The sequence below is a fragment of the Solwaraspora sp. WMMD792 genome (assembly GCF_029626105.1).
Lineage (GTDB): Bacteria > Actinomycetota > Actinomycetes > Mycobacteriales > Micromonosporaceae > Micromonospora_E.
The window spans coordinates 290,190-310,972 of the sequence record NZ_JARUBH010000009.1 but is presented as its reverse complement, the minus strand read 5'-3'; the positions used below and the strand labels follow the sequence as shown (position 1 = coordinate 310,972).

The 20,783-nt window shown below is 72.7% G+C and carries 22 protein-coding genes and 1 pseudogene; 9 read left to right on the top strand and 14 right to left on the bottom strand.

Going from position 1 to position 20,783, the window contains the following annotated elements; genetic code table 11:
* Positions 1–131: 131 nt before the first annotated feature.
* On the bottom strand, positions 132–461 hold the full coding sequence (locus O7629_RS02870) for a S24/S26 family peptidase (protein ID WP_278167312.1): 330 nt from the start codon (positions 459–461) through the stop codon (positions 132–134).
* Positions 462–570: 109 nt separating this feature from the next.
* Here O7629_RS02870 and sodN point away from each other — a divergent pair, with 109 nt between their 5' ends.
* Complete coding sequence (sodN, locus tag O7629_RS02865; protein ID WP_123605226.1) at positions 571–978, top strand: superoxide dismutase, Ni; 408 nt, start codon at positions 571–573, stop codon at positions 976–978.
* Between the two features lie 183 nt (positions 979–1,161).
* Complete coding sequence (locus O7629_RS02860; RefSeq protein ID WP_278167309.1) at positions 1,162–1,575, top strand: ATP-binding protein; 414 nt, start codon at positions 1,162–1,164, stop codon at positions 1,573–1,575.
* A 49-nt stretch (positions 1,576–1,624) separates the two neighbouring features.
* On the opposite strand, the gene O7629_RS02855 is transcribed toward O7629_RS02860, so the two are convergent.
* On the bottom strand, positions 1,625–2,014 hold the full coding sequence (locus tag O7629_RS02855) for a hypothetical protein (RefSeq protein WP_278167307.1): 390 nt from the start codon (positions 2,012–2,014) through the stop codon (positions 1,625–1,627).
* 42 nt (positions 2,015–2,056) lie between these two features.
* Between O7629_RS02855 and O7629_RS02850 the strand changes: the two genes are divergently transcribed.
* Entirely contained in the window at positions 2,057–3,007 is a 951-nt protein-coding gene (locus O7629_RS02850; protein WP_278167306.1) for a diacylglycerol kinase family protein, read from the top strand.
* A 425-nt stretch (positions 3,008–3,432) separates the two neighbouring features.
* Positions 3,433–3,690 carry a WhiB family transcriptional regulator gene (locus tag O7629_RS02845; protein WP_123605230.1) on the top strand — a complete coding sequence of 86 codons (258 nt, stop codon included), beginning with the start codon at positions 3,433–3,435 and terminating at the stop codon, positions 3,688–3,690.
* A gap of 85 nt (positions 3,691–3,775) precedes the next feature.
* On the opposite strand, the gene O7629_RS02840 is transcribed toward O7629_RS02845, so the two are convergent.
* From O7629_RS02840 to O7629_RS02815, 6 genes are all read right to left on the bottom strand, one after another.
* Positions 3,776–4,534 carry a CbiX/SirB N-terminal domain-containing protein gene (locus O7629_RS02840; RefSeq protein ID WP_278167305.1) on the bottom strand — a complete coding sequence of 253 codons (759 nt, stop codon included), beginning with the start codon at positions 4,532–4,534 and terminating at the stop codon, positions 3,776–3,778.
* Positions 4,516–5,277: a phosphoadenylyl-sulfate reductase gene (locus tag O7629_RS02835; RefSeq protein WP_278167298.1), complete on the bottom strand. Its 762-nt coding sequence runs from the start codon at positions 5,275–5,277 to the stop codon at positions 4,516–4,518. Before O7629_RS02835 ends, O7629_RS02840 begins: the two co-directional genes overlap by 19 nt.
* Positions 5,274–5,438, bottom strand: coding sequence for a hypothetical protein (locus O7629_RS02830; protein ID WP_278167297.1), 165 nt, complete (start codon positions 5,436–5,438; stop codon positions 5,274–5,276). The genes O7629_RS02835 and O7629_RS02830 overlap by 4 nt, the downstream gene beginning before the upstream one ends.
* Positions 5,439–5,457: 19 nt before the next feature.
* Positions 5,458–7,149, bottom strand: coding sequence for a nitrite/sulfite reductase (locus O7629_RS02825; protein WP_278167296.1), 1,692 nt, complete (start codon positions 7,147–7,149; stop codon positions 5,458–5,460).
* 355 nt (positions 7,150–7,504) lie between these two features.
* On the bottom strand, positions 7,505–9,022 hold the full coding sequence (locus O7629_RS02820; protein ID WP_278167295.1) for a PAS domain-containing sensor histidine kinase: 1,518 nt from the start codon (positions 9,020–9,022) through the stop codon (positions 7,505–7,507).
* Positions 9,023–9,062: 40 nt separating this feature from the next.
* On the bottom strand, positions 9,063–10,133 hold the full coding sequence (locus O7629_RS02815) for an SIS domain-containing protein (RefSeq protein WP_278174375.1): 1,071 nt from the start codon (positions 10,131–10,133) through the stop codon (positions 9,063–9,065).
* Positions 10,134–10,481: 348 nt separating this feature from the next.
* On the opposite strand from O7629_RS02815, the gene O7629_RS02810 reads away from it, so the two are divergent.
* Complete coding sequence (locus O7629_RS02810; protein ID WP_278174374.1) at positions 10,482–12,218, top strand: tetratricopeptide repeat protein; 1,737 nt, start codon at positions 10,482–10,484, stop codon at positions 12,216–12,218.
* Between the two features lie 68 nt (positions 12,219–12,286).
* Here O7629_RS02810 and O7629_RS02805 read toward each other — a convergent pair whose 3' ends face one another.
* From O7629_RS02805 to O7629_RS02780, 6 genes are all read right to left on the bottom strand, one after another.
* Positions 12,287–12,502 (bottom strand): biotin/lipoyl-binding carrier protein, encoded by a 216-nt coding sequence (locus O7629_RS02805; protein ID WP_123605236.1) that lies wholly within the window; start codon positions 12,500–12,502, stop codon positions 12,287–12,289.
* 347 nt (positions 12,503–12,849) lie between these two features.
* Positions 12,850–13,134 (bottom strand): mycothiol system anti-sigma-R factor, encoded by a 285-nt coding sequence (rsrA, locus tag O7629_RS02800; RefSeq protein WP_278174373.1) that lies wholly within the window; start codon positions 13,132–13,134, stop codon positions 12,850–12,852.
* Positions 13,135–13,139: 5 nt separating this feature from the next.
* A complete protein-coding gene (locus tag O7629_RS02795; RefSeq protein WP_278167294.1) occupies positions 13,140–13,841 on the bottom strand; it encodes a sigma-70 family RNA polymerase sigma factor in 702 nt (233 codons plus the stop codon).
* Between the two features lie 450 nt (positions 13,842–14,291).
* Complete coding sequence (locus tag O7629_RS02790) at positions 14,292–15,005, bottom strand: alpha/beta family hydrolase (protein WP_278167292.1); 714 nt, start codon at positions 15,003–15,005, stop codon at positions 14,292–14,294.
* 50 nt (positions 15,006–15,055) lie between these two features.
* The gene (locus O7629_RS02785) at positions 15,056–15,451 is read right to left on the bottom strand and encodes a WhiB family transcriptional regulator (protein ID WP_278167290.1); all 396 of its coding nucleotides are present in this window, start codon (positions 15,449–15,451) and stop codon (positions 15,056–15,058) included.
* 251 nt (positions 15,452–15,702) lie between these two features.
* Entirely contained in the window at positions 15,703–16,473 is a 771-nt protein-coding gene (locus O7629_RS02780) for an SOS response-associated peptidase (RefSeq protein ID WP_278167289.1), read from the bottom strand.
* Positions 16,474–16,521: 48 nt separating this feature from the next.
* Here O7629_RS02780 and aroA point away from each other — a divergent pair, with 48 nt between their 5' ends.
* The 4 genes and pseudogenes from aroA to O7629_RS02760 form a co-directional block, all read left to right on the top strand.
* Positions 16,522–17,820 carry a 3-phosphoshikimate 1-carboxyvinyltransferase gene (gene aroA / locus O7629_RS02775; RefSeq protein WP_278167287.1) on the top strand — a complete coding sequence of 433 codons (1,299 nt, stop codon included), beginning with the start codon at positions 16,522–16,524 and terminating at the stop codon, positions 17,818–17,820.
* Complete coding sequence (locus O7629_RS02770) at positions 17,793–18,995, top strand: ribosome small subunit-dependent GTPase A (protein WP_278167285.1); 1,203 nt, start codon at positions 17,793–17,795, stop codon at positions 18,993–18,995. Before aroA ends, O7629_RS02770 begins: the two co-directional genes overlap by 28 nt.
* A gap of 66 nt (positions 18,996–19,061) precedes the next feature.
* A complete protein-coding gene (gene hisN / locus O7629_RS02765) occupies positions 19,062–19,853 on the top strand; it encodes a histidinol-phosphatase (RefSeq protein ID WP_123605243.1) in 792 nt (263 codons plus the stop codon).
* An 84-nt stretch (positions 19,854–19,937) separates the two neighbouring features.
* Positions 19,938–20,720 (top strand): annotated as a pseudogene (locus O7629_RS02760) (hypothetical protein); the annotation flags it as partial.
* Between the last annotated feature and the right edge of the window lie 63 nt (positions 20,721–20,783).

Sequence of the window (20,783 nt, the reverse complement as noted above, 5' to 3'; positions counted from 1 at the left end):
AGAGCCGTTGAGCGTGATAAATAGCCGCCGGCTCGGCGCGAGGTCAGCGTTGACCGGCGAAGGCGCTGCGGGGGTCACCCGGATTCCGTGTCGAGCATAGTGTCACACAGCGCGGTTTCCTGCGAAGTGGTTCACAGCAGTCGGTGACCCGGGCCCACCCGGCGTGGCCGCGGCCAGTAGCGACACAGCACCCGGCCACGCACGTCGGCCACCCCGAAGGCGCGCGAGTCGTCGGTGACCAGATCGTTGTCCCCGCGCAACCACCAACCGCCGGATTCGGCCCGTACCGCTCGTTTGACCACCAGCAGTCCAGGACGGGACCGGAAGGTGGCGACCACCACGTCCCCCGGGCGGACCGTCCGCCCGCCCCGGCGGACCAGCAGCGCGTCGCCGTGCCGCAAGGTGGGGGCCATCGACGGTCCGTGCACGAGCACGGCGAACAGTGGTGAAAGCACTTGCACCTCCCGCCCGGTCCGCGAGCCCGATGCGCGATAGGGTCGCCAGGGAGGATCATCCTCCAGCTTACGCGTGCCGGCGATCGTGCCGCCGGCCAACACACGGAGGGTCCTGATGCGACTTCTACGCATGTTTACTCCGCGCACGGTGGTCAGCGCCCACTGCGACCTGCCCTGTGGCGTCTACGACCCGGCGCAGGCCCGGATCGAGGCCGAATCCATCAAGGCGATCGCGGAGAAGTACCAGGCGAACACCGACCCGGAGTTCCGCACCCGGGCGCTGATCATCAAGGAGCAGCGCTCCGAGTTGGTCAAGCACCACCTGTGGGTGCTCTGGACCGACTACTTCAAGCCGCCGCACTTCGAGAAGTACCCGCAGCTGCACCAGCTGTTCAACGAGGCGACCAAGCTCGCCGGTGGCGGCGGCGGGACCAAGGCGTCGGTCGACCCGGCCAAGGCGGACGAGCTGCTGGTCAAGATCGACGAGATCGCGAAGATCTTCTGGGAGACCAAGCAGGCGTGATCCGTCGGTCCGGCCGGTGCGCATCGCGCACCGGCCGGCCGGGTCCGCCGGGCACGGGCCGCCCCGCCGAGGCCGTGGTAGGTGCCGCGTACCACCCGCCCGGCTCGGTCGGACGACGAATCGCTCCGGATGACACCGCAGGGATAGACGTCAACCGGTAGAGTCCACGCGGGGGTATCCGGGATGAGTTCGCTGGTCACACAATCCGAGCCGACCGTCGATGATGACGTGGTGCTGCTCACCGTGCCTGCCGACGGTGGCTACCTGAGCGTGCTGCGTACCGCGACGGCCGGGCTGGCCGCACGCCTGCACTTCGCGCTGGACGAGATCGAGGATCTGCGGATCGCGGTCGACGAGGCCTGCGCCATGCTGCTCGCCGTCGCCACCCGCGACGCGGACCTGCAGTGCCGGTTCTCGGTGACCGACGACGCGCTGACCGTCGAGGTCGCCGTCGCGACGGTACGCGATGCCCGGCTGCCACCGGACTCCTCCTTCGCCTGGAAGGTGCTCCGGGCGTTGACCAGCTCGGCGTCGGCGACCGCCAGCAGCGGCCAGGCCAGCATCAGACTGCTCACCCGCCGGTCCGGCGGCCGCTGACCCCCGCAGGAGTTCTCCACCGGCGGCCGTCCCGCCGGTGTTCGGTTGGTCACTCCAGCCCGAAGGCCCGGGTCGTCGGTGGGGCCACCAGCAGAGCGGTCACCACCAGCCCGAGCCCGATCAGCGGCACGCCGAGCCAGGCCAGGCCGCCGACGATCATGTAATAGCCGACCGGTAGCAGCATCAACTGCGCGACGATGGCCGGTGCCCGCGCCGCGCTGCGGCGGCGGGCCACGGCACGGGCCAGCACCGCCAGCAGCACCGCGCCGCCGACGGCGAACCCGGTGACGATCAGCGCCGAGGCGAGGTCGGTCGCGGTGCTGGTGACGTCCTGGTACGCGAGGTAGCCGGCGACCAGCCCGACGGCCACCGATTCCCCGGCCAACGCCCACACCGCCCACCGCAGGGTCGCCGGTGTGGGCTGTGCGTCGATGGTCACGGCGTCACGATACCCGCGACGGCTCGCGATAAAGTGCCGCCCATGCGGGCCCTCTTGGTGGTCAATCCGAAGGCCACCACCACCAGCGAGCGCACCCGGGACGTGATCGTCCGGGCGTTGCGCAGCGAAGTCGACCTGTCGGTGGCGTCCACCCACCGGCGCGGGCATGCCGTCGCGTTGGCCAGGGCGGCCGCTGAGGACGGCTTTGACGTGGTGGTCACGCTGGGCGGCGACGGCACCGTGAACGAGGCCGTCAACGGCCTGATGACGTCTGCTCCGGCGAGGGAGACGCTGCCGGGTCCGGCGGCGGACCGGCTGCCGGCACTGGCGGTGGTGCCGCTCGGCTCGACGAACGTCTTCGCTCGTGCGGTGGGGCTGCCGCCGCAGTGGCCGGAGGCGACGAGCGTACTGCTGGAGGGTCTGCGGTCCGGGCGGTTCCGTACCGTCGGTCTGGGCCGCGCCGACGACCGGTACTTCACCTTCTGCGCTGGGCTGGGGCTGGACGCGGCGGTGATCCGGCAGGTCGAGCGGGCCCGGCTGCGCGGGCGCCGGTCGACCGTCGGGCTCTACCTGCGTTCGATGGTCAGCGAGTTCTTCATTGGCATGGACCGGCGGCATCCGGCGATCCGGTTGGAGCGGGCCGGCGAGCCGGTGGCGGCCGAACTCGCCACCGTCGTGGTCCAGAACACCGCGCCGTGGACGTTCATAGGTGAACGGGCGATCAATCCGAATCCGGAGGCGTCCTTCGATCTCGGCCTGGACGTGATGGCGCTTCGCCAATTGCATGTGCCGAGCACCACCCGCACTCTGGCCCAGGTCGCCGCCAGCCGACCGGATCCGCGCGGCCGCCAGCTCGTCCGCCTGCACGATTTGTCCGAATTTACGCTATCCGCAACACAACCGCAGGCCTTTCAACTCGACGGCGATTATCTCGGGGAGCGGCTCAAAGTCCGTTTCACGGCGGTCCGAGAGGCCTTGCGGGTGGTCTTCTGACACGCTCCGTAACTGAGCTTCGACTGCGGAGCGTGACCGGAGGCACGGAAGACACGTGGCTGAAATGCCTGCACTGCGGGGCGGACCGTACTACATTGATTCTTGACTGTCGCACTCCGGGTGTCGGTGAGCGTCAGAAAACGGACAAAAGGGTCGTGACGTTGCTCACCCGATTGGACTTTTTCTGAGCGCTGCTCTTGACATCGCAGGGGTTCGTGAAAGTATTCACAAGCGGACCGATTCACCCCGGGACGTTGCCTGGATGCGCTCGCCACGCGGCAGCTAGGAGCAACGTTCCACAGGCTTACGCCTGCTAACGCGCTGCCGATCCGACGGATGCATTCCGTTGTGGCCGACTGCGCGGGCGCATAAAGAAAGACCGGAGCATTTACCGCCACCGATCCAGAATGAGGAGTGTTGCCGCCATGGACTGGCGTCACCATGCTGTCTGCCGCGACGAGGACCCGGAGCTGTTCTTCCCGATCGGGACGTCCGGCCCCGCGATCCTGCAGGTCGAGCAGGCCAAGGCTGTCTGCCGGCGCTGCTCCGTGACCGACCAGTGCCTGCAGTGGGCGCTGGAGTCCGGACAGGACGCTGGCGTCTGGGGCGGGATGAGCGAAGAGGAGCGGCGCGCCGTCAAGCGTCGCGGCGGACTGCGCGTCCTGCGCGCTCAAACTGCCTGACCCACCCGACCACCAAGCGACGTCCGTACGGCGCCCCGGAACTGACTCCGGGGCGCCGTCGTACATTGCGCTGCGGCGACCGCACTCAGACCGGCGCCGGCGCGGCCGCCCGGTCGACCCGCCGCAGCACCAGCCGGGCCAGTTCCGGCGCGCCGGCCAGGGGCGCCGCCACACAGACCGCGCCGGCCTGCCGGGCCGACGCCATCGCCGTGTCGTAGAGCAGGCCGGGTGCCAGGAAGTACGCGGCCACCGCGACCCGCCGGGCACCCGCCGCACGCAGGGTCTCGACCGCCGCCCCGGCGGTCGGCGGCGCCGCCGACGCGAACCCTTCGACGCACGGCACCCCGACCTCGGCACCGAACGCCGTCGCGGCCACCGCCACCGTCTCCCGGGCCGGAGCCGACCGGGTGCCGGCGGCGGCGAGCACCACGGCGTCCCAGCCGGTGCCGGCCTCGGCGAGTCGCCGCCGCAGCCCGGCAGTCAACAGCGGGTCCACCGCGCCGGAGCCGACCGACGGGCCGAGTACCTGGGTCGTCGTCACCGGCATCCGCAGCCCGTCCCGGTACGCGGCCCGCACCACCTCGGGAATGTCCACTCGGCCGTGGAACGCCTCGGTCAGCAGCAGCGGCACCACCGTCGCCGCCGGATAGCCGGCAGCCTGCAGGTCGGCCAGCACCGCCCCGGGACGCGGTCCGGCGTGGTCCAGGTACGCCGCCCGGACGTCGACCCCCGGCCGGGCCGCAGCGACCGCCCGGACCAGCGCCCGGGTCGCCGTCGCCGCCCGCAGGTCCCGGCTGCCGTGCGCCACCAGCACGATCGGCCCGGTCACACGTGCAGACCGCACTCGGTCTTCTCGAACATCGCCCAACGGCCGGCCCGTGGGTCCTCGCCAGCGGTGGTACGCCGGGTGCACGGCCAGCAGCCGATCGAGGTGTAACCCTGCTTGAACAGCTCGTTGACCGGGATGTTCCACCGGGACACGTAGGCGTCCACGTCCGCCTGGGTCCACGCCGCGATCGGATTCACCTTGACCCGGCCGCGTCGGGCGTCGAACCCGACCACCGGGGTGTTCGCCCTGGTCGGCGACTCGTCACGGCGCAGCCCGGCGGCCCAGGCATCGTAGTCGCCGAGCGCCCGCTCCAGCGGCTCGACCTTGCGCAGCGCGCAACACTCGTCGGGCGCCCGGTTGAACAGCCGGGGACCGAACTCGCCGTCCTGCTGGCCGACGGTCATCCGGGGCCGGATCGACCGCAGGTTCACCGGCATGGTCGCGGCCACCTGGTCGCGGACCCGCAGCGTCTCCGGGAAGTGCAGCCCGGTGTCGAGGAAGACCACGTCGACGCCGGGCGCCACCCGGGAGACCAGATGCGCCAGCACCCCGTCCGCCATCGAACTGGTCACGCAGAACCGGTCGCCGAAGGTCCGCACCGCCCACCGGGCGATCTCCTCGGCCGGAGCGCCGTCCAGCTCCCGGCCGGCGCGTTCGGCGAGGGCCCGCAGCTCGGCGGGGCTGCGCCGGGTCGGCGGTTGGTCGGCGGCCGGACCGAGCCGGATCAGGTTCAGGTCCGCGGCGAGCACCGGGCTCATCGGGACACCCCCTTGCGGGCCAGCAGTCCGGTGAACTTGACGGTGAAGACCCGGGCGCAGGCGTGGCACTCCCAGGCGGTGTGCGCGTCGGCGTGCGGGCGGAGGTTCTCCTCCCCGCAGTAGGGGCAGTAGAGCGGTGCCGCGCGTGTCTCGGTGCTCACCGCACCTCACCTCGCTCGTTCATCGCAACTCCTCCTCGTCGGCCCGGACGACCCACCTGGCGAACGTCTCGCCGTCGGTACGGCCGGCCAGGTAGCGGCGGACCACCCGTTCGACGTACTCGGGCAGCTCGTCGGCGGTGGTCTTGAGCCCTCGCACCTTGCGCCCGAAGCCGGCGGTCTGCCCCTGGGCCATGCCCAGGCCACCGCCGAGATGGATCTGGTAACCCTCGACCTGCTGGCCGTCCGGCCCGACGACCAACTGGCCCTTGAGCCCGATGTCGGCGACCTGGGTACGGGCGCAGGCGTTCGGGCAGCCGTTGATGTGGATCGAGATGTCGGCGTCCTCGGCGAGACCGGCCGAGGCCAGCCGCTGCTCCAGGTGAGCCACCAGCTCCTCACCGCGCCGCTTGGTTTCGACGATGGCCAGCTTGCAGAACTCGATCCCGGTGCAGGCCATCGTGCCGCGCCGCCAGGTGGACGGCCGGGCCTCCAGCCCGATCGCGCGCATCCCGGTGACCAGCGACTCGACCCGGTCCGGCGCGACGTCGAGCACCAGCAGTTTCTGGTACGGGGTGAGCCGCACCCGGTCCGAGCCGTGCTCGGCGGCCAGGTCGGCCAGGGCGGCGAGCTGGCTGCCGGAGACCCGCCCGACCACCGGGGCAACTCCGACGTAGCGGCGGCCGTCGGCCTGCGGGTGCACCCCGATGTGGTCGATCGGCTTGGCCGGCAGCTCCGGAGCCGGCCCGTCCAGCAGGGTCCGGCCCAGGTACTCCTTCTCCAGCACCTCGCGGAACTTCTCGGTGCCCCAGTCGGCGACCAGGAACTTCAGCCGGGCCCGGTGCCGCAGTCGGCGGTAGCCGTAGTCGCGGAAGATGCCGACCACGCCGGCCCACACGTCGGGTACCTCGGCCAGCGGCACCCAGACGCCGAGCCGCTGGGCGATCATCGGGTTGGTGGACAGCCCACCACCGACCCACAGGTCGAACCCGGGGCCGTGGTCGGGGTGGTCGACGCCGACGAACGAGATGTCGTTGACCTCGTACGGTGTGTCGGCCAGCCAGGAGATCGACGACTTGAACTTGCGGGGCAGGTTGGAGAACTCCTTGCTGCCCACGTACCGGCGGACGATCTCGTCGATCGCCGGGGTGGGGTCGATCTTCTCGGCGGCGGCGACGCCGGCGACCGGGCTGCCGAGCACGATCCGCGGGCAGTCGCCGCACGCCTCGGTGGTCTCCAGCCCGACGTCCTCCAGGGCCTTCCAGATCGCCGGCATGTCCTCGACCCGGATCCAGTGCAGCTGGATGTTCTGCCGGTCGGTGACGTCGGCGGTGTCCCGGGCGTACCGCTGCGAGATGTCGGCGATGGTACGCAGCTGGGCCAGGTTCAGCTGGCCGCCGTCGATGCGCACCCGGAGCATGAAGTACTCGTCCTCCAGCTCGTGCGGCTCCAGCACGGCGGTGCGCCCGCCGTCGATGCCCGCCTTGCGCTGGGTGTACAGGCCCCACCAGCGGAACCGGCCGCGCAGGTCGGCCGGGTCGATCGAGGCGAAGCCCCGGTGGGCGTAGATGGTCTCGATCCGGGCCCGGACGTTGAGCGGATCGTCGTCCTTCTTGGTTCGCTCGTTGGGGTTGAGCGGCTCGCGGTGCCCGAGCGCCCACTGCCCCTCGCCGCGCCGGCGGCCGGGTCGGGTCGGGGTGCTGCTGCGCGCCATCGCGGCGTCCTCCGTGTCTGCGGGTCGATCTCGGTGGGCGGCACGGGCGCCTGCGTCGTCGTCGACGACTGGGCCAGGGAGGAGGCCGGCGCGGGATGCCGCCCGGAACACAAAAAGGTCGGGCGTGCCTCAGTCGGCCGGACAGATGGCGCTGCGGACGCGACCGTAATCGACGTGGCGGCGGGCCACGAAGCGGCGCTCAACGGCAGCGGTCATGGCACGAATGTTGCCACATCCGTACCGGTCAGACCAGCGCACCGTAGCCGACGTCCCACATGACGGGCGGGCTGTGGGCCGGCTCACCTACGGCCGGCGGGGTCAGGGAGTCCGCTGCGGCCGATGGGGGGTCAGGGAGTCACCTGCGGGCCAGCGGGACCACCAGCACCGCCTCGGTGCCGCCGCCCGCCCGGTTGCGCAGCTCGATGGTGCCGCGCAGCTCGCCGGTGGCCAGGGCCCGCACGATCTGCAGGCCGAGCCGGCCGCCCGCGGTCGCGTCGAACTCGGCCGGCAGTCCCCGACCGTTGTCGACCACCGTCACGTGCAACTGCTTGCGGAACCGGTGCACGGTCACCACCACCTCGGCGGCCGGCTGCGACGCCCCGCCGCCCTCGCCGGCCGGTGGGAAGCCGTGCTCGACCGCGTTGAGCAGCAGCTCGTTGAGCACCATCACCAGCGAGGTGGCGATCTCCGCCGGCAGTACGCCGAACGTGCCCTCCCGGCGCATGACCACCTCGACCTCGGTGGCGGCCACTTCGGTAGCGGCGCTGGCCACCCGGTCCAGGATGCCGTCGAACTCGACCGCCTCGTCGCTGGACATGGCGAGGGTCTCGTGCACCAGGGCGATCGAGGCGACCCGGCGTACCGACTCCTCCAGGGCCGCCCGCGCCGCCGGCTGCTCCACCCGACGGGCCTGCAGCCGCAGCAGCGCCGCAACGGTCTGCAGGTTGTTCTTCACCCGGTGGTGGATCTCCCGGATGGTGGCGTCCTTGGTGATCAGCGCCCGGTCCCGGCGGCGTACCTCGGTGATGTCGCGGACCAGCACCAGCGCACCGATCGGCACGCCGGCCGGCATCAACGGCAGCGCCCGGGTGAGCATGGTGGCGCCACGGGCCTCGATCTCCTTGCGGGCCGGCGCCTCGCCGCGCAGCGCGGCCAGCATCCGGTTGGCCGCGTCGGTGCCCTCCAGCGGGTCGTCGGCGAGCCGGTGGCACAGCGCGGCGAGGTCCTCACCCACCAGGTGGGCGGAGAAGCCGAGGCGGCGAAACGCCGACTGGGCGTTCGGGCTGGCGTACGTGGTCTTGCCGCTGGCGTCCAGCCGGATCAGCCCGTCGCCGACCCGGGGCGCCGAGGTGGTCTCGCCCGGGTGCCGGGCCGGCGGGAAGGTGCCGTCGGCGACCATCTGGGCTAGGTCGTCGGCGGTGGTCAGGTAGTTCAGTTCGAGCTGGCTGGGGGTGCGGGCGGTGGACAGGTTGGTGTCCCGGCCGACCACCGCGATCACCCGCCCGGTCTCCCCGACGGCCGGGCGCATCCGGACCGGCATCGCCTCGTGCCGGGCCGGCGTGTTGCCGTACCAGACCGGGTCGCCCTCGCGCCAGATCCGACCCTGGTCGTAGGCGATGGTCAGGTGCGCCACCTCCGGGCCGTCCACCGTCCGCCCGACCTGGTCGTCCTGGTAGGCGGTCGGCGCCGTGGTGGGCCGGACCTGGGCCACGCACAGGAACGAGCTGTCGGCGTCGACCGGCACCCAGAGCAGCAGGTCGGCGAAGGACAGGTCGGAGAGTAGCTGCCACTCCCCGGCGAGCCGGTGCAGGTGGTCGATGTCGACCGGCCCCAGGGAGGTGTGCTCCTCGACGAGATCACGCAGGGTGGACACCCTCGTAGCCTGCCATGCGGCGGCGGGGCGGGCACAGCCGTCACCGGGTGGAGGTGACCTTGGCCAGCCCACGGGGCGCGTCCGGGTCCTCGCCCCGGGCCAGCGCGAGGGCCAGGGCCAACTGCTGCGCGGGCAGGATGTCCAGCAGCGGCGCGTACCGCTCGTCGACGTCGGGCACCCCGATCACTGCGGCCGGGCCGGTCACCGCAGCCGGGCCGGCCGGGCCGGCACCGATGGCGGCGGCACCGGCCCCGATGGCGAGTACGTCGGCCCGCCGCTCACCGAGCCGGCGCAGCACGTCGCGCATGGCGGTGCCACCGGGCCCGGAGCCGACCACGGCCAGCACCGGCACGTCGGGGTCGGTCATCGCCAGCGGGCCGTGCAGCAGGTCGGCTCCGGAGAAGGCGAGCGCCGGCAGGTACGACGTCTCCATCAGTTTCAGGGCGGTCTCCCGCGCGGTCGGGTAGCCGTACCCGCGCCCGGTCGTGACCAGCCGGGCAGCGAACCGGTAGCGCGGTGCCAGCTCGGCGGCGGTGGGATCGGCCAGCACCCGGTCGGCGAGCCCGGGCAGGGCGTCGAGGGCGGCCCGCTCGTCGGACGGCAGCGTCCCGTCGCCGGCGCGGATCCCCTCGACCAGCATCAGCAAGGCGAGCAGCTCGGCGGTGTACGTCTTGGTGGCGGCGACCGCCCGCTCGTGGCCGGCGGCGATGTCGACGGTGAGCTCGGCGGCGGCGGCCAGCGGCGACTCGGGGGTGTTGGTCACCGCCACGGTCAGCGCGCCCTGCTCCCGGGCCACCGCCAGCACCTCGGCGAGGTCCGGTGAGCCGCCGCTCTGGCTGACCCCGACGACGAGCGCGTCCCGCAGGTCGGGGCGGGCGCCGAAGAGGGTCACGGCGCTCGGTGAGGCCAGCCCGGCGGGCAGCCCGAGCCGGATCTCGGTCAGGTACGCGGCGTACAGCGCGGCATGGTCGGAGGTGCCCCGGGCGGTGAACACCACGTGGCGTGGGCGGCGGGCGGCGATCGCCGCCGCCACCTCGGCGATCGGGTCGGCGTACGCCGGCTGTAGCAGCCGGGCGTAGCCGGCCGGCTGTTCGGCGATGTCGGCGGCCATCCCGGCACCGGGCCGGGCGGTACCGGGCCGGGCGGTGCCTGCCCGGTCAGCTGCCCGTGCCCCGTCAGCTGCCCGGTCAGCCGTCCCAGGCTGGTCCGACACCGGCTTCCGCTGCGTCACGACGCCTCCCTGTCTGCGCGATCCCGCTCGAACAGTGAGCATTCTTGCACTTTTCTGCCACGTGACGCAATGAAGCGAGCAGTAATGCGCAGGGTGCGACGTTTGGCGCTTCGTGCCCTAGGCTGCCGGAGCCAGGGGGGACGATCACGCTACGAGGATCGGAAGAACGTGTCCGAGGGATTGCACGACCCGCGGCTGGCGGCCGAGGGCGAGCTGGCACTGGCCCGGATGGCACTCGACGAGGGTGACTACCGGCACGCCGCCGACCACGTCGCCGGTGCGATCACGCACGCGCCGACCATGCCCGAGGTGCATGAGATGCTCACCCGGCTGGCTGCGCGCACCGGCGGAGGTCTCGACCTGTTCCCACTGGACGAGCAGGTTTTCATCGGTGCCGTGGTGGCCCGGGCGCATCTGCTGGCCGCCGCCGGCCGGGCCGGCGAAGGGCTCGAGTTGCTGGCCGCCGCGACCGGGCACGCGCCGACCGTGGACTGGGCCGGGGTGCCCTGGGTCGGCGCCGAGGACCTGCCGGCCCGGCTCGACCCGGACCAGATCGCCATCGTGCTGATGCAGATCTGCGCCAGCGTGCCGGACCCGGTACCCGCCGCCGACCGGCCGCCCCTGCTGCCGTACCTGCGGCTCGCCGGGCACGCCACCGCCGCACACCCCGACCACGGCCTGCTGCTCGGCGCCAGTTCAGCGCTGGCCCGGCGGCTCGGGGAGATCGCCACCGCGCTCGACTGGGCGAGCCAGGGGGTCCGCGCCGAGCCGTCCAAGCTGGCCGAGGTGTGGCTCGGGTACGCGTACCGCAGCGCCGGGCGCACCGGTGCGGCGATCGCCGCCCTGCGCCGAGCGAGCGCCCACGACCCGGACGACCTGTCCATCTACGCCGACATCGCCGGCACCCTCGCCGACGCGGGACGCCTCGACGAGGCGATCGACTGGATCGAGCGGGCGCTGGCCCGCAACCCCACCTTCGACTGCGCGGTGCACACCGCGTACCGGCTGCGCTACCGCCGGGACGGTGACCTACGCCATCTGATCGCCCTGGCGGACTTCCAGCGGGACCACCCGGACGACTCGCACGAACACCATGACCTGGCCGAGTGCTGTCACGACCGGCCCTGGCTGGCCCGGCTGCCGGCGGCCGGCGGACCGGTGGTCGCCACTCTCGAACGGGCACTCACCCGTGGGCTGGTGCCGACCCGGCTGTCGCTGCGCCAGCCGGAGCCGCCCAGCGCGATGCGGCTGCTCGGCACGGCCCTGCCCGGGCTACCGGTCACCGTGGAGCGGACCCCGACACCGGATCCCCGTCAGCCACGCCGCACCTCGGTACGGCAGCTCTGGCGCTACGCCGGCTGGCAGGCCGACCCGGCGCTGGACCACCCGTCACCGCAGGCGTGCGAGCGAATCCGGCAGATCGCCCAGCCGGTCTGGCACCATCCGCCGGCCGCGTACGACAGCGCGGTGATCCTGGCCACCCTCGACGCCGACGACCTGCTCGGCCTGCTGGTACACCCACCGCCGCCAGCGGATCCGGCCGGCACCGACCCGGCCGGCTGGCTGCGGTGCGTGCAGGTGTGGGCCTGCCTGGGCATGCTGCACCACCGCACCGACGAACCCTGGCCCGACTCGACCCGGCGCCGGGTGCTCGTCGACGTGGCCTGGGGCGTCGAGGACTGGGCCGCCGAGGCCGCACTGTTCGCCCTGGTCACCGCCGCCTGGGTGGATCCGGAGGTACGCCCCGACGTGGCCCGGGTGGTGGCGGAGCGGCTCGCCGACGCGGTGGAGGTCGCCGGGCACCGTACCGTGCCGATCCTGTGGTCGTTGGCCCACCTGGCCCTGGCCACCCCGGAGCTGGACCCGGACACCGCCAGCACGGCACGCCGGATCGCCGGCCGGTCGGCGCGGATCCCACGCCAGCGCCGGCCCGGTCTGATCCGTCGGTTGCTGGGCCGAGCCTGATCCCCGTCCGGCCGAACGCGATCCCCCGTCCGACCGGTCCGTAAGAAATCGACCGGGCCGCGAGAAACCTATTCGATGACCGCGATCAGGTCGCCTTCCTGGACCACGTCGCCCTCGTCGACGGCGAGTTTCTGCACCACCCCGTCGGACTCGGCGACCACCGGGATCTCCATCTTCATCGACTCCAGGATCACCAGGGTGTCGCCGTCGGAAACGGTGTCGCCGGCGGCGGCCACCACCTTCCAGACGTTGGCTACCATCTCGGCCCGGATCTCTTCGGCCATCGGCCGGCCCTCCTCCGTACGCCCGGCTCACCGGCCGGCCCGTCCCTCGCGCCGGCCCACCGGCCGGCCCGTCCCGTAACCACCGGCCCGTCCCGCATGTGCCGGTTGCGACATGCGAAAGGTATCCAATGACGTGCCCGTCGCGCATGCCGCTCGCCGGACCGGCCTAGCATCAACGGGTCAGCTCCCGGTCTACGGGAGACACCGTCCGACGGGAGGACCGATGGCCAAGAAGGCTCGTAAGAAGAAGGCACGTAAGAAGAGCGCCGCCAACCACGGCAAGCGCCCCAACTCCTGATGCCGGTGGGTCGCCGGTCGGGCCACCCGACCGGCGACCCGCAGCAGGGTCAGTCCGGCAGGTACTCCCGCGAGTCCGTGTCGAACACGAACTCGCTGAGCTTGGCGCGCAGCCGGTCCCGCAACTCGGCCGGCGCCGTCTCGTTGCCACAGCAACGCGCGACGAGCGCCTTGACCTCCTGCTCGATGCCGTACTCCCGCAGGCACGGGGAGCACTCGTCGAGGTGGTGCCGGATGAGTTCCCGCCGTTCCTCGGCACACTCCAGGTCCAGGTAGAGGTAGACCTCGGCGAGCACCTGACGGCAGTCCTGGTCGAACGAGTCACCGCCTTGCACGATCGTCACACCTCCTGGCCGGCCGCGGCGGGCTTGGTCGAGCGGACCCGGTTGAGGCCGCGATCGGTGGCGTAGCGCTCCAGCATCCCGCGCAGATTCCGCCGCCCGCGGTGCAACCGGGACATGACCGTCCCGATCGGAGTCCCCATGATGTCGGCGATCTCCTTGTAGGAGAAGCCCTCGACGTCGGCAAGGTAGACGGCGAGCCGGAAATCCTCGGGCAGTTGCTGCAGGGCCTGCTTGATGTCGCTGTCCGGCAGCCGCTCCAGCGCCTCGGTCTCGGCGGACTTCAGTCCGCTGGAGGTGTGCGACTCGGCGGCGGCGAGCTGCCAGTCGGTGATCTCCTCGGTCGGCGCCTGCACCGGCTGGCGCTGCCGCCGACGGTAGGAGTTGATGTAGGTGTTCGTCAGGATGCGGTACAGCCAGGCCTTGAGGTTGGTGCCCTCCTCGAACTGGTGGAAGGCGGAGAACGCCTTCAGGTATGTCTCCTGCACCAGGTCCTCGGCGTCGGCCGGGTTACGGGTCATTCGCAGCCCGGCCGCGTACAACTGATCGACGAAGGGTAACGCGTCACGCTCGAACCGCGCGCGCCGCTCGTCTGTCCGCTCTGATCGGGTCAACCGCTCGTCCCCCCTCGACTGTCCCGCCGAGGATACGCGCAAAGGCTGACCGGCCGTCGCGGTTCGACCAGGTGTGCCCGTACTCACCGGTCGGGTGACAGGCTGACCTGTCCGGCGCGGGGTCGGCTCACCGACCCGTCGGGCGGCTGACGCCGGCCGGACCGGTCCATGGGGTCGGGACGGCCCCGGCGCGGCAAGCCCTTCCAGGGTCCGCAACTCGGGTGACCATTCGAAGGCGTCCCGCAGCCGACGGCCCCCGTCGTGCTGGCCCGCGGGCTGCGTCGCGCCGCGTATGTGGATGCGCACCGGTTCCACCCCTTCGTCGAGACTGAGCTCCCGGGGTAGTAACGCGGGCCGGGTGGTAGCGCATTCCAACCCGTCCCGGCCCCGGAACCCGGTGACGGGCTCCGGAACCGGGAAGGGCCTGGGAGTTCCCGCGGCGGTGTCGCCACCGCGGCGTTCCGGACGCCGGCTCGGCGTCGCGGACACCCGATGCAACGACGGGTACCGGACACCGGACACGGCCCGGGCGTGCGGTCACCGGCCCGCCCAGCCGTGCCGGACCAGCCAGTCGACCACCACGTCGGCCGTGCCGGCCGGGTCGACCCGCAGATCGTGCCGTTCACCCGGCCGGATCACCACGTCGCGGCCGGCCGCCGGGGGCGGCACCCCGAACGGGTCCCGATCGCCGTTCACCACCAGGGTCGGCCGGCCGGTGTCGAGTTCGTCCGCCCGGGTCCGCTCCGGCCGCCCGGGCGGGTGCAGCGGGAAGGCGAGGGCAACGACCGCGTCGGCGTGCACCGCCGCAGCCGTACGGCAGGCCACCCGCGCGCCGCTGGACCGTCCGCCGACGATCAGCGGTGGCGCGGGGGTGAATCCGGCGACCGCCTCGGCGACCACGGCACGCCAGGCCTCGTCCAGGTGGTGCGCCGGCGCGGGAGCCCGCCGACCGGCGACCCGGTACGGCTGGGTGACCAGGGCCACCGCCACCGCTGCCCGGGACGCCGCCGAGCGCAGTGCCGACAGGTCGGCGGCGGTCACGTCACCGCCGGCACCGTGCCCGAGCACCAGCAGACCGGCCGGGGGCACCGACGGCACCGTCAGGTCGACCCAGGCGGTGCCGCGCGGCGTCGGCACCGACCGCCGGTCAGCGCTCGGGCCCACCGGTGCGCCCGGGTCGGCCGGCTCGCCCCGACCCACCGGCTCCCCCGGGTCCATCGCCTTCGGCTGGTCCGGGTCGCTTCGCTTCACCGGACCATTGTGCCGTGACCGCCGGGCGTACCCGCCTGGCAACGCCCCGATCAGCTCAGCGGCACCAGGGTGAGTAACCGGTCGCGGACCGGCGGGCCGGCTTCGTCGACCGGACCGGGATCCGGACCACCACCGGAGCCCCGCCAGGCCACCTGCATGGCCCGGCGTTCCCGCGGGGTCGTCGCCCCCCAGACGCCGTGGCTGTCCCCGGCGTCGAGCGCCCAGGCCAGGCACGGCCCCTGGACCGGGCAGGTACGGCAGAGCGCGACTGCGGCGTCGGCCGGTTCGCTCGGCGCGGGGAAGAACGTCTCCGGGTCGACGCTCTGACAGACCCCGCGAGTCCGCCAGGCCTCGTCGAGGCGGCGTTCCGCCATCGCTGTGAGCAGCCTGGGGTCGCGCCGCGCGGCTGCGACCTCATGTGGACGGGGCATTCGCGCCCGTGTCATTACCCACCTCCCCCGTGGGATCTTAGACATTGATCAACGTCGTTGGTTTGCGGCGAATCGGAATCCACTGTCGGCGCTGGTTTCTATCGCACTTCGGCAGGCATAGACAAGGGCCTGCATCGATTCTGGGGAAAATACGTCCCGGCGATTCGGTCCCAACACTGGCAAACCCCCGCCCGCGTGGTCGGCTGATCACCGAAAGTAGGACCCCCGCGTCACCGCCGGGCCTGGGAGCGGTACCATCCGCAGGGTCAGAAGAGCTCCGGATGCGGCGCCGGACCGGCCGGCCCCGACCCGCTCCCCGGAGCGACCCGTCGCACCAGTTCAGCGCCGTTGTTACGGACGTTGCCGACCGCCGTACCCACCGGCCGAATCTCGATGTGGTCGAGGTAATTGTCATCCGGCGCAGCCAGCAGGGCGGTGCCGTCCACTTCCGGGTCGAGCCATTCGGCCCAGCGGTCCTCCGGCAGCAACAGCGGCATTCGATCATGAACCTCGGCGAACGGCCCGACCGCCGCGGTGGTAATCACACTGCTCGTGATCATTGGGTCCGGCCGGCCCCAAACCGACCAGAGACCGGCGAACGCCAGTACCCGGCCGTCGACCGGGGTCATGAAGTACGGCTGCCCGCCACCGCGCCGGGCACCGGCCGGGCGTACCCACTCGTACCAGCCGTCGGCCGGCACCAGACAGCGACGACGGGCGAACGAGGGCGCGAACGCCCTACTGGACGCGACCGTCTCCGACCGCGCGTTGATCATGCGGGTGCCGATCCGGGGGTCGGCCGCCCACGGCGGCACCAGGCCCCACCGGGCCACGCTCACCACCCGTCGGGCGGCCGCCGGCTCGGCGGCCGGCTGCGGCTGATCGGTCCGGTCACCCCGGGACAGCCGCACGATGGGCACCGGATCGGTGGGTGCCGCGTTGTAGTCGGCCGCCAGCGAGCCGCCCGTGTCGTCCAGCGCCTCGAACAACGCGGAGAGATCCGCCGCGCTGCGCGTGGTCGCGTACCGCCCACACATGGTGCCCAGGCTAGTTGGTCGGCCCGGCGTGGTTGGCACACTGTACGGGTGCCTGAACTCAGCAGTGTCCCGCCGCACCAGCCATGGACCGCACCCCGCGCCGCCGGGCCGATCCGGTCCACCCTCCGACTGCCCGGCTCGAAGTCGATGACCGCCCGCGCCCTGGTGCTGAGCGCGCTCGGCACCGCCCCCGGCGGCGTCGTCCGCCCGCTCCGGGCCCGGGACACCACGCTGATGGCCGCCGGCCTGGCCGCGATGGGCACCGGGATCGAGACCGGCTCCGCGCAGCGCTGGCCGGTCGTCCCGGCCGCACTGCACGGCCCGACACACGTCGACGTCGGTCTCGCCGGCACCATCATGCGGTTCCTGCCGGCGGTGGCCGGGCTGGCCGACGGTCCGGTCACCTTCGACGGCGACCCGCAAGCCCGGGCCCGCCCGCTCGGCCCGCTGCTCGACGGTCTGCGCCACCTCGGGTTGCGCATCGACGCCGCGCCGACCGGCGGGCTGCCGATCACCGTGCACGGCACCGGACAGGTCCCCGGCGGTGCGGTCGAGGTCGACGCCTCGAAGTCCAGCCAGTTCGTCTCCGGCCTGCTGCTGGCCGCGCCCCGGTTCACCGGTGGGGTGCTGGTCCGACACACCGGGGCGGTGCTGCCGTCCGCCCCGCACATCGCGATGACCGTCGAGATGCTGCGCGCCGCCGGCGCGGTGGTGGACGATTCGGTGCCGCGGACCTGGCGGGTCGAGCCGGGCGAACTGCGCGGGCGGGACTGGCCGATCGAGCCCGACCTGTCCGGCGCGCTGCCCTTCTTCGCCGCCGCGCTGGTCACCGGCGGCACGGTGACGCTGGCCGACTGGCCGACGCGGAGCGCCCAACCGGTAGGCCAGCTGATCGAACTGATCGAGCAGCTCGGCGGCTCGGCCACGGTCGACGCCGACGGGCTGACCGTCCGGGGCACCGGCACGGTGCACGGCGTCACCGTCGACCTGCGCCAGGTCAGCGAGTTCACCCCGGTGCTCGCCGCGCTCGCCGCGCTCGCCGACGCGCCGTCGCGGCTGACCGGCGTCGCCCACATCCGTGGACACGAGACCGACCGGCTGGCGGCACTCGCCGCCGAGCTGACCGGGCTCGGCGCCGCGGTGACCGAGCTGCCCGACGGGCTGGAGATCGCCCCCAAACCGCTGCACGGCGCGGTGTTTCGCACCTACGACGACCACCGGATGGCGCACGCCGCCGCCGTGCTCGGCCTGGCGGTGCCGGGCGTCGAGTTGACCGACGTCGCGTGCACAGCCAAGACGCTGCCGGAGTTTCCGGCACTATGGTCGGCGGTGGCGGCAGGAAACTGACCGCGACGGGAGAGGAGCAGATCCTGGCCGGCAGGCGCAGGGAGTACGACGAGGACGACGTGCGGGTACGACCGCGCCGGTCGTCCCGGCCGCGTACCCGCACCCGGCCGGCGCACGACGACGCGGTCGACGGTTTCGTGGTCACGGTCGACCGGGGCCGCTACGGCTGCGTACTCACCGGCCCGCAGGCTCCGCAGCCGGTCGCCGACCCGCCGCCGGTGGTGACCGCGATGCGGGCCCGGGAGCTCGGTCGGCGCGCGGTGGTGGTCGGCGACCGGGTCGCGTTGGTGGGCGACGTCTCGGGTGACGCCGGCAGTCTCGCCCGGATCGTCCGGATCGACGAACGGGCCTCGGTGCTGCGCCGTACCGCCGACGACGACGAGACCACCCCGGAGGGCCGGCTGGAGCGGGTGGTCGTCGCCAACGCCGACCAACTGGTGATCGTCAGCGCGTTGGCCGACCCGCCGCCCCGGACCGGGTTCATCGACCGTTGCCTGGTCGCCGCGTTCGACGCCGGGATCGACCCGCTGCTCTGCCTGACCAAGGCCGACCTGGCCGACCCGGCGCCGGTCGTCGACTACTACCGGGACCTCGACCTGGAGTACGTGCTGTGCCGACCCGGCAGTGACCTGGCCGACCTGCGGCACCGCCTGGCCGGTCGACTTTCGGTGCTGGTCGGGCACTCCGGGGTGGGCAAGAGCACGCTGGTCAACCGGCTCGTGCCGGAGGCGTTGCGAGCGGTCGGCACGGTCAGCGCGATCGGCCGGGGACGGCACACCTCGTCCAGCGCGGTAGCCCTGCGGCTGCCGTACCCCGGCGCGTCGCCTGACGATGCCGACACCTCGGCCGACGACGGTGCCGGTACGGGGAGTCGGGCCGACGCACGGGTCGTTCCGGCCGGCGACCCCGGATGGATCGTCGACACGCCCGGCGTACGCAGTTTCGGGCTGGCCCACGTGTCGGCCGAGAGCCTGCTGCACGGCTTCGCCGACCTGGTCGAGGGGAGCCTCGACTGCCCGCCGAACTGCGAGCACACCGGCGACGCCGGCCAGTGCCGGCTGGCCGGCTGGGTGGCGGCCGGCAACGCCGATCCGCGCCGGCTGGCGTCGTACCGGCGGCTGTTGGACTCGCGGTCCGGGGATACCGAGACCGGCCGTACCGCGACCCGCGAGTGAGCGGGCCGAACCCTACGCGGTGGGACATCCGACCATTGCGGTGAGTAATCAGATACCTTTCCCGCCATGGCCCGGTACGCCGACGATCTCTCCCTCGCCCATCTACTCGCCGACACCGCAGACTCGATGTCGATGGCCCGGTTCCGGGCGCTCGACCTGCGGGTCGAAGCGAAGCCGGATCTCACACCGGTCTCCGACGCGGACACCGCCGTAGAGAAGGCGCTGCGCGCCACCCTGGCCCGGACCAGACCCCGCGACGGCGTGCTGGGTGAGGAGTTCGGCGCGTCGGTCGCGGCGGCGGGACCCGGCAACCGGCAGTGGGTGATCGACCCGATCGACGGCACCAAGAACTTCATCCGGGGCGTACCGGTCTGGGCGACGCTGATCGCCCTGATGGAAGGGGACCAGCCGGTGGTCGGCCTGGTCTCGGCACCGGCGCTGGGCCGACGCTGGTGGGCCGCGATCGGTCACGGAGCGTACGCAGGACGGCACACGGCCGCCGCGACCGCGATCCAGGTCTCCGGGGTCCGCCGCCTCGCCGACGCCAGCTTCTGCTACTCCTCGCTGACCAGCTGGGAGGAGTCCGGGCGACTACCGGCCATGCTGGACATCATGCGGTCGGTGTGGCGCAGCCGGGCCTACGGGGACTTCTACGGCTACATGCTGGTCGCCGAGGGCGCGGTGGACGCGATGGTCGAACCGGAGCTGTCGCTGTGGGACCTGGCCGCGTTGATCCCCATCGTCACCGAGGCGGGTGGCACCTTCACCGATCTGACCGGCCGGGCCGGCCCGGCCGGCGGCAGCGCCGTGGCCAGCAACGGCAGGCTGCACTCCGACCTGCTGCACCGGCTCAGCTGACCGTAGCCGGTCTCAGGTGGAGCAAATCGAGCGACCGTCTATCCTCGCCGGGTGACGTCGACCGGTTGGTGTTTTCTCGCGGCGATGATCGCCACCTACGGCGTCGCACACCTCTTTCAGGCGGTGGCCGCCGCCCGCACCACGGTCCGCCACTGCTTCGACCCCGGTCTGCTGCTGCGACTCGTCCGGCAGCCGGTGTACCTGATCGGCCTCGGCTGCCAGTGCCTCGCCTTCGTGCTGGCCTTCCTCGCCCGGCGGGACCTGCCGCTGTTCCTGGTCCAGGCGAGCGTGGCCGCCGCCCTCGGCGTGACCGCGCTGCTCGGGGTACTGACCCTGGGCTGGCGGCTGCCGACCGCCGAGGTGGTCCTGCTGGTGCTGCTGCTGGTCGGGGTAACCGCGCTGGTCGTCGCCGCCCGACCCGCGCCGGCGCACCCGCTCGGCCCCCGTGCGGTGGCCGTCATCGCCCTCGCCGGCCTGCTGATCGCCGCCCTCGGTGCCGGGGCGGCCCGACTCCACGGCCCGGCCGCGGCCGTCCTGCTCGGACTGCTCGCCGGGTTCGCCTTCTCCGCCGCCGCAGTCGCCTCCCGGCCGCTCGCCGGCACCGCCAGTTACCGCGACCTGGTCACCGAACCGCTGCTCTACCTGCTGATCGTGCACTCAGCCATCGGTCAGTGGCTGATCGGCCTGGCGATGCAGCGCGGTTCGGTCACCGCCGCCATCGCGGCGATGGACGCGGCGGGCGCGGTACCGGCCGCCATCGTCGGCCTGCTGCTGCTCAACGACAAGATCTGGCCCGGGCGCGAGTGGCTGGCCGCGGTCGGTTTCCTCATCACGCTGGCCGCCGTGCTCGGTCTGACCCGGTACGCGACGACTCAGCACGCACCCGAGACCGCGCAGCCGGCCTGGGCCGGCGGCCCGGGTCAGACAGGC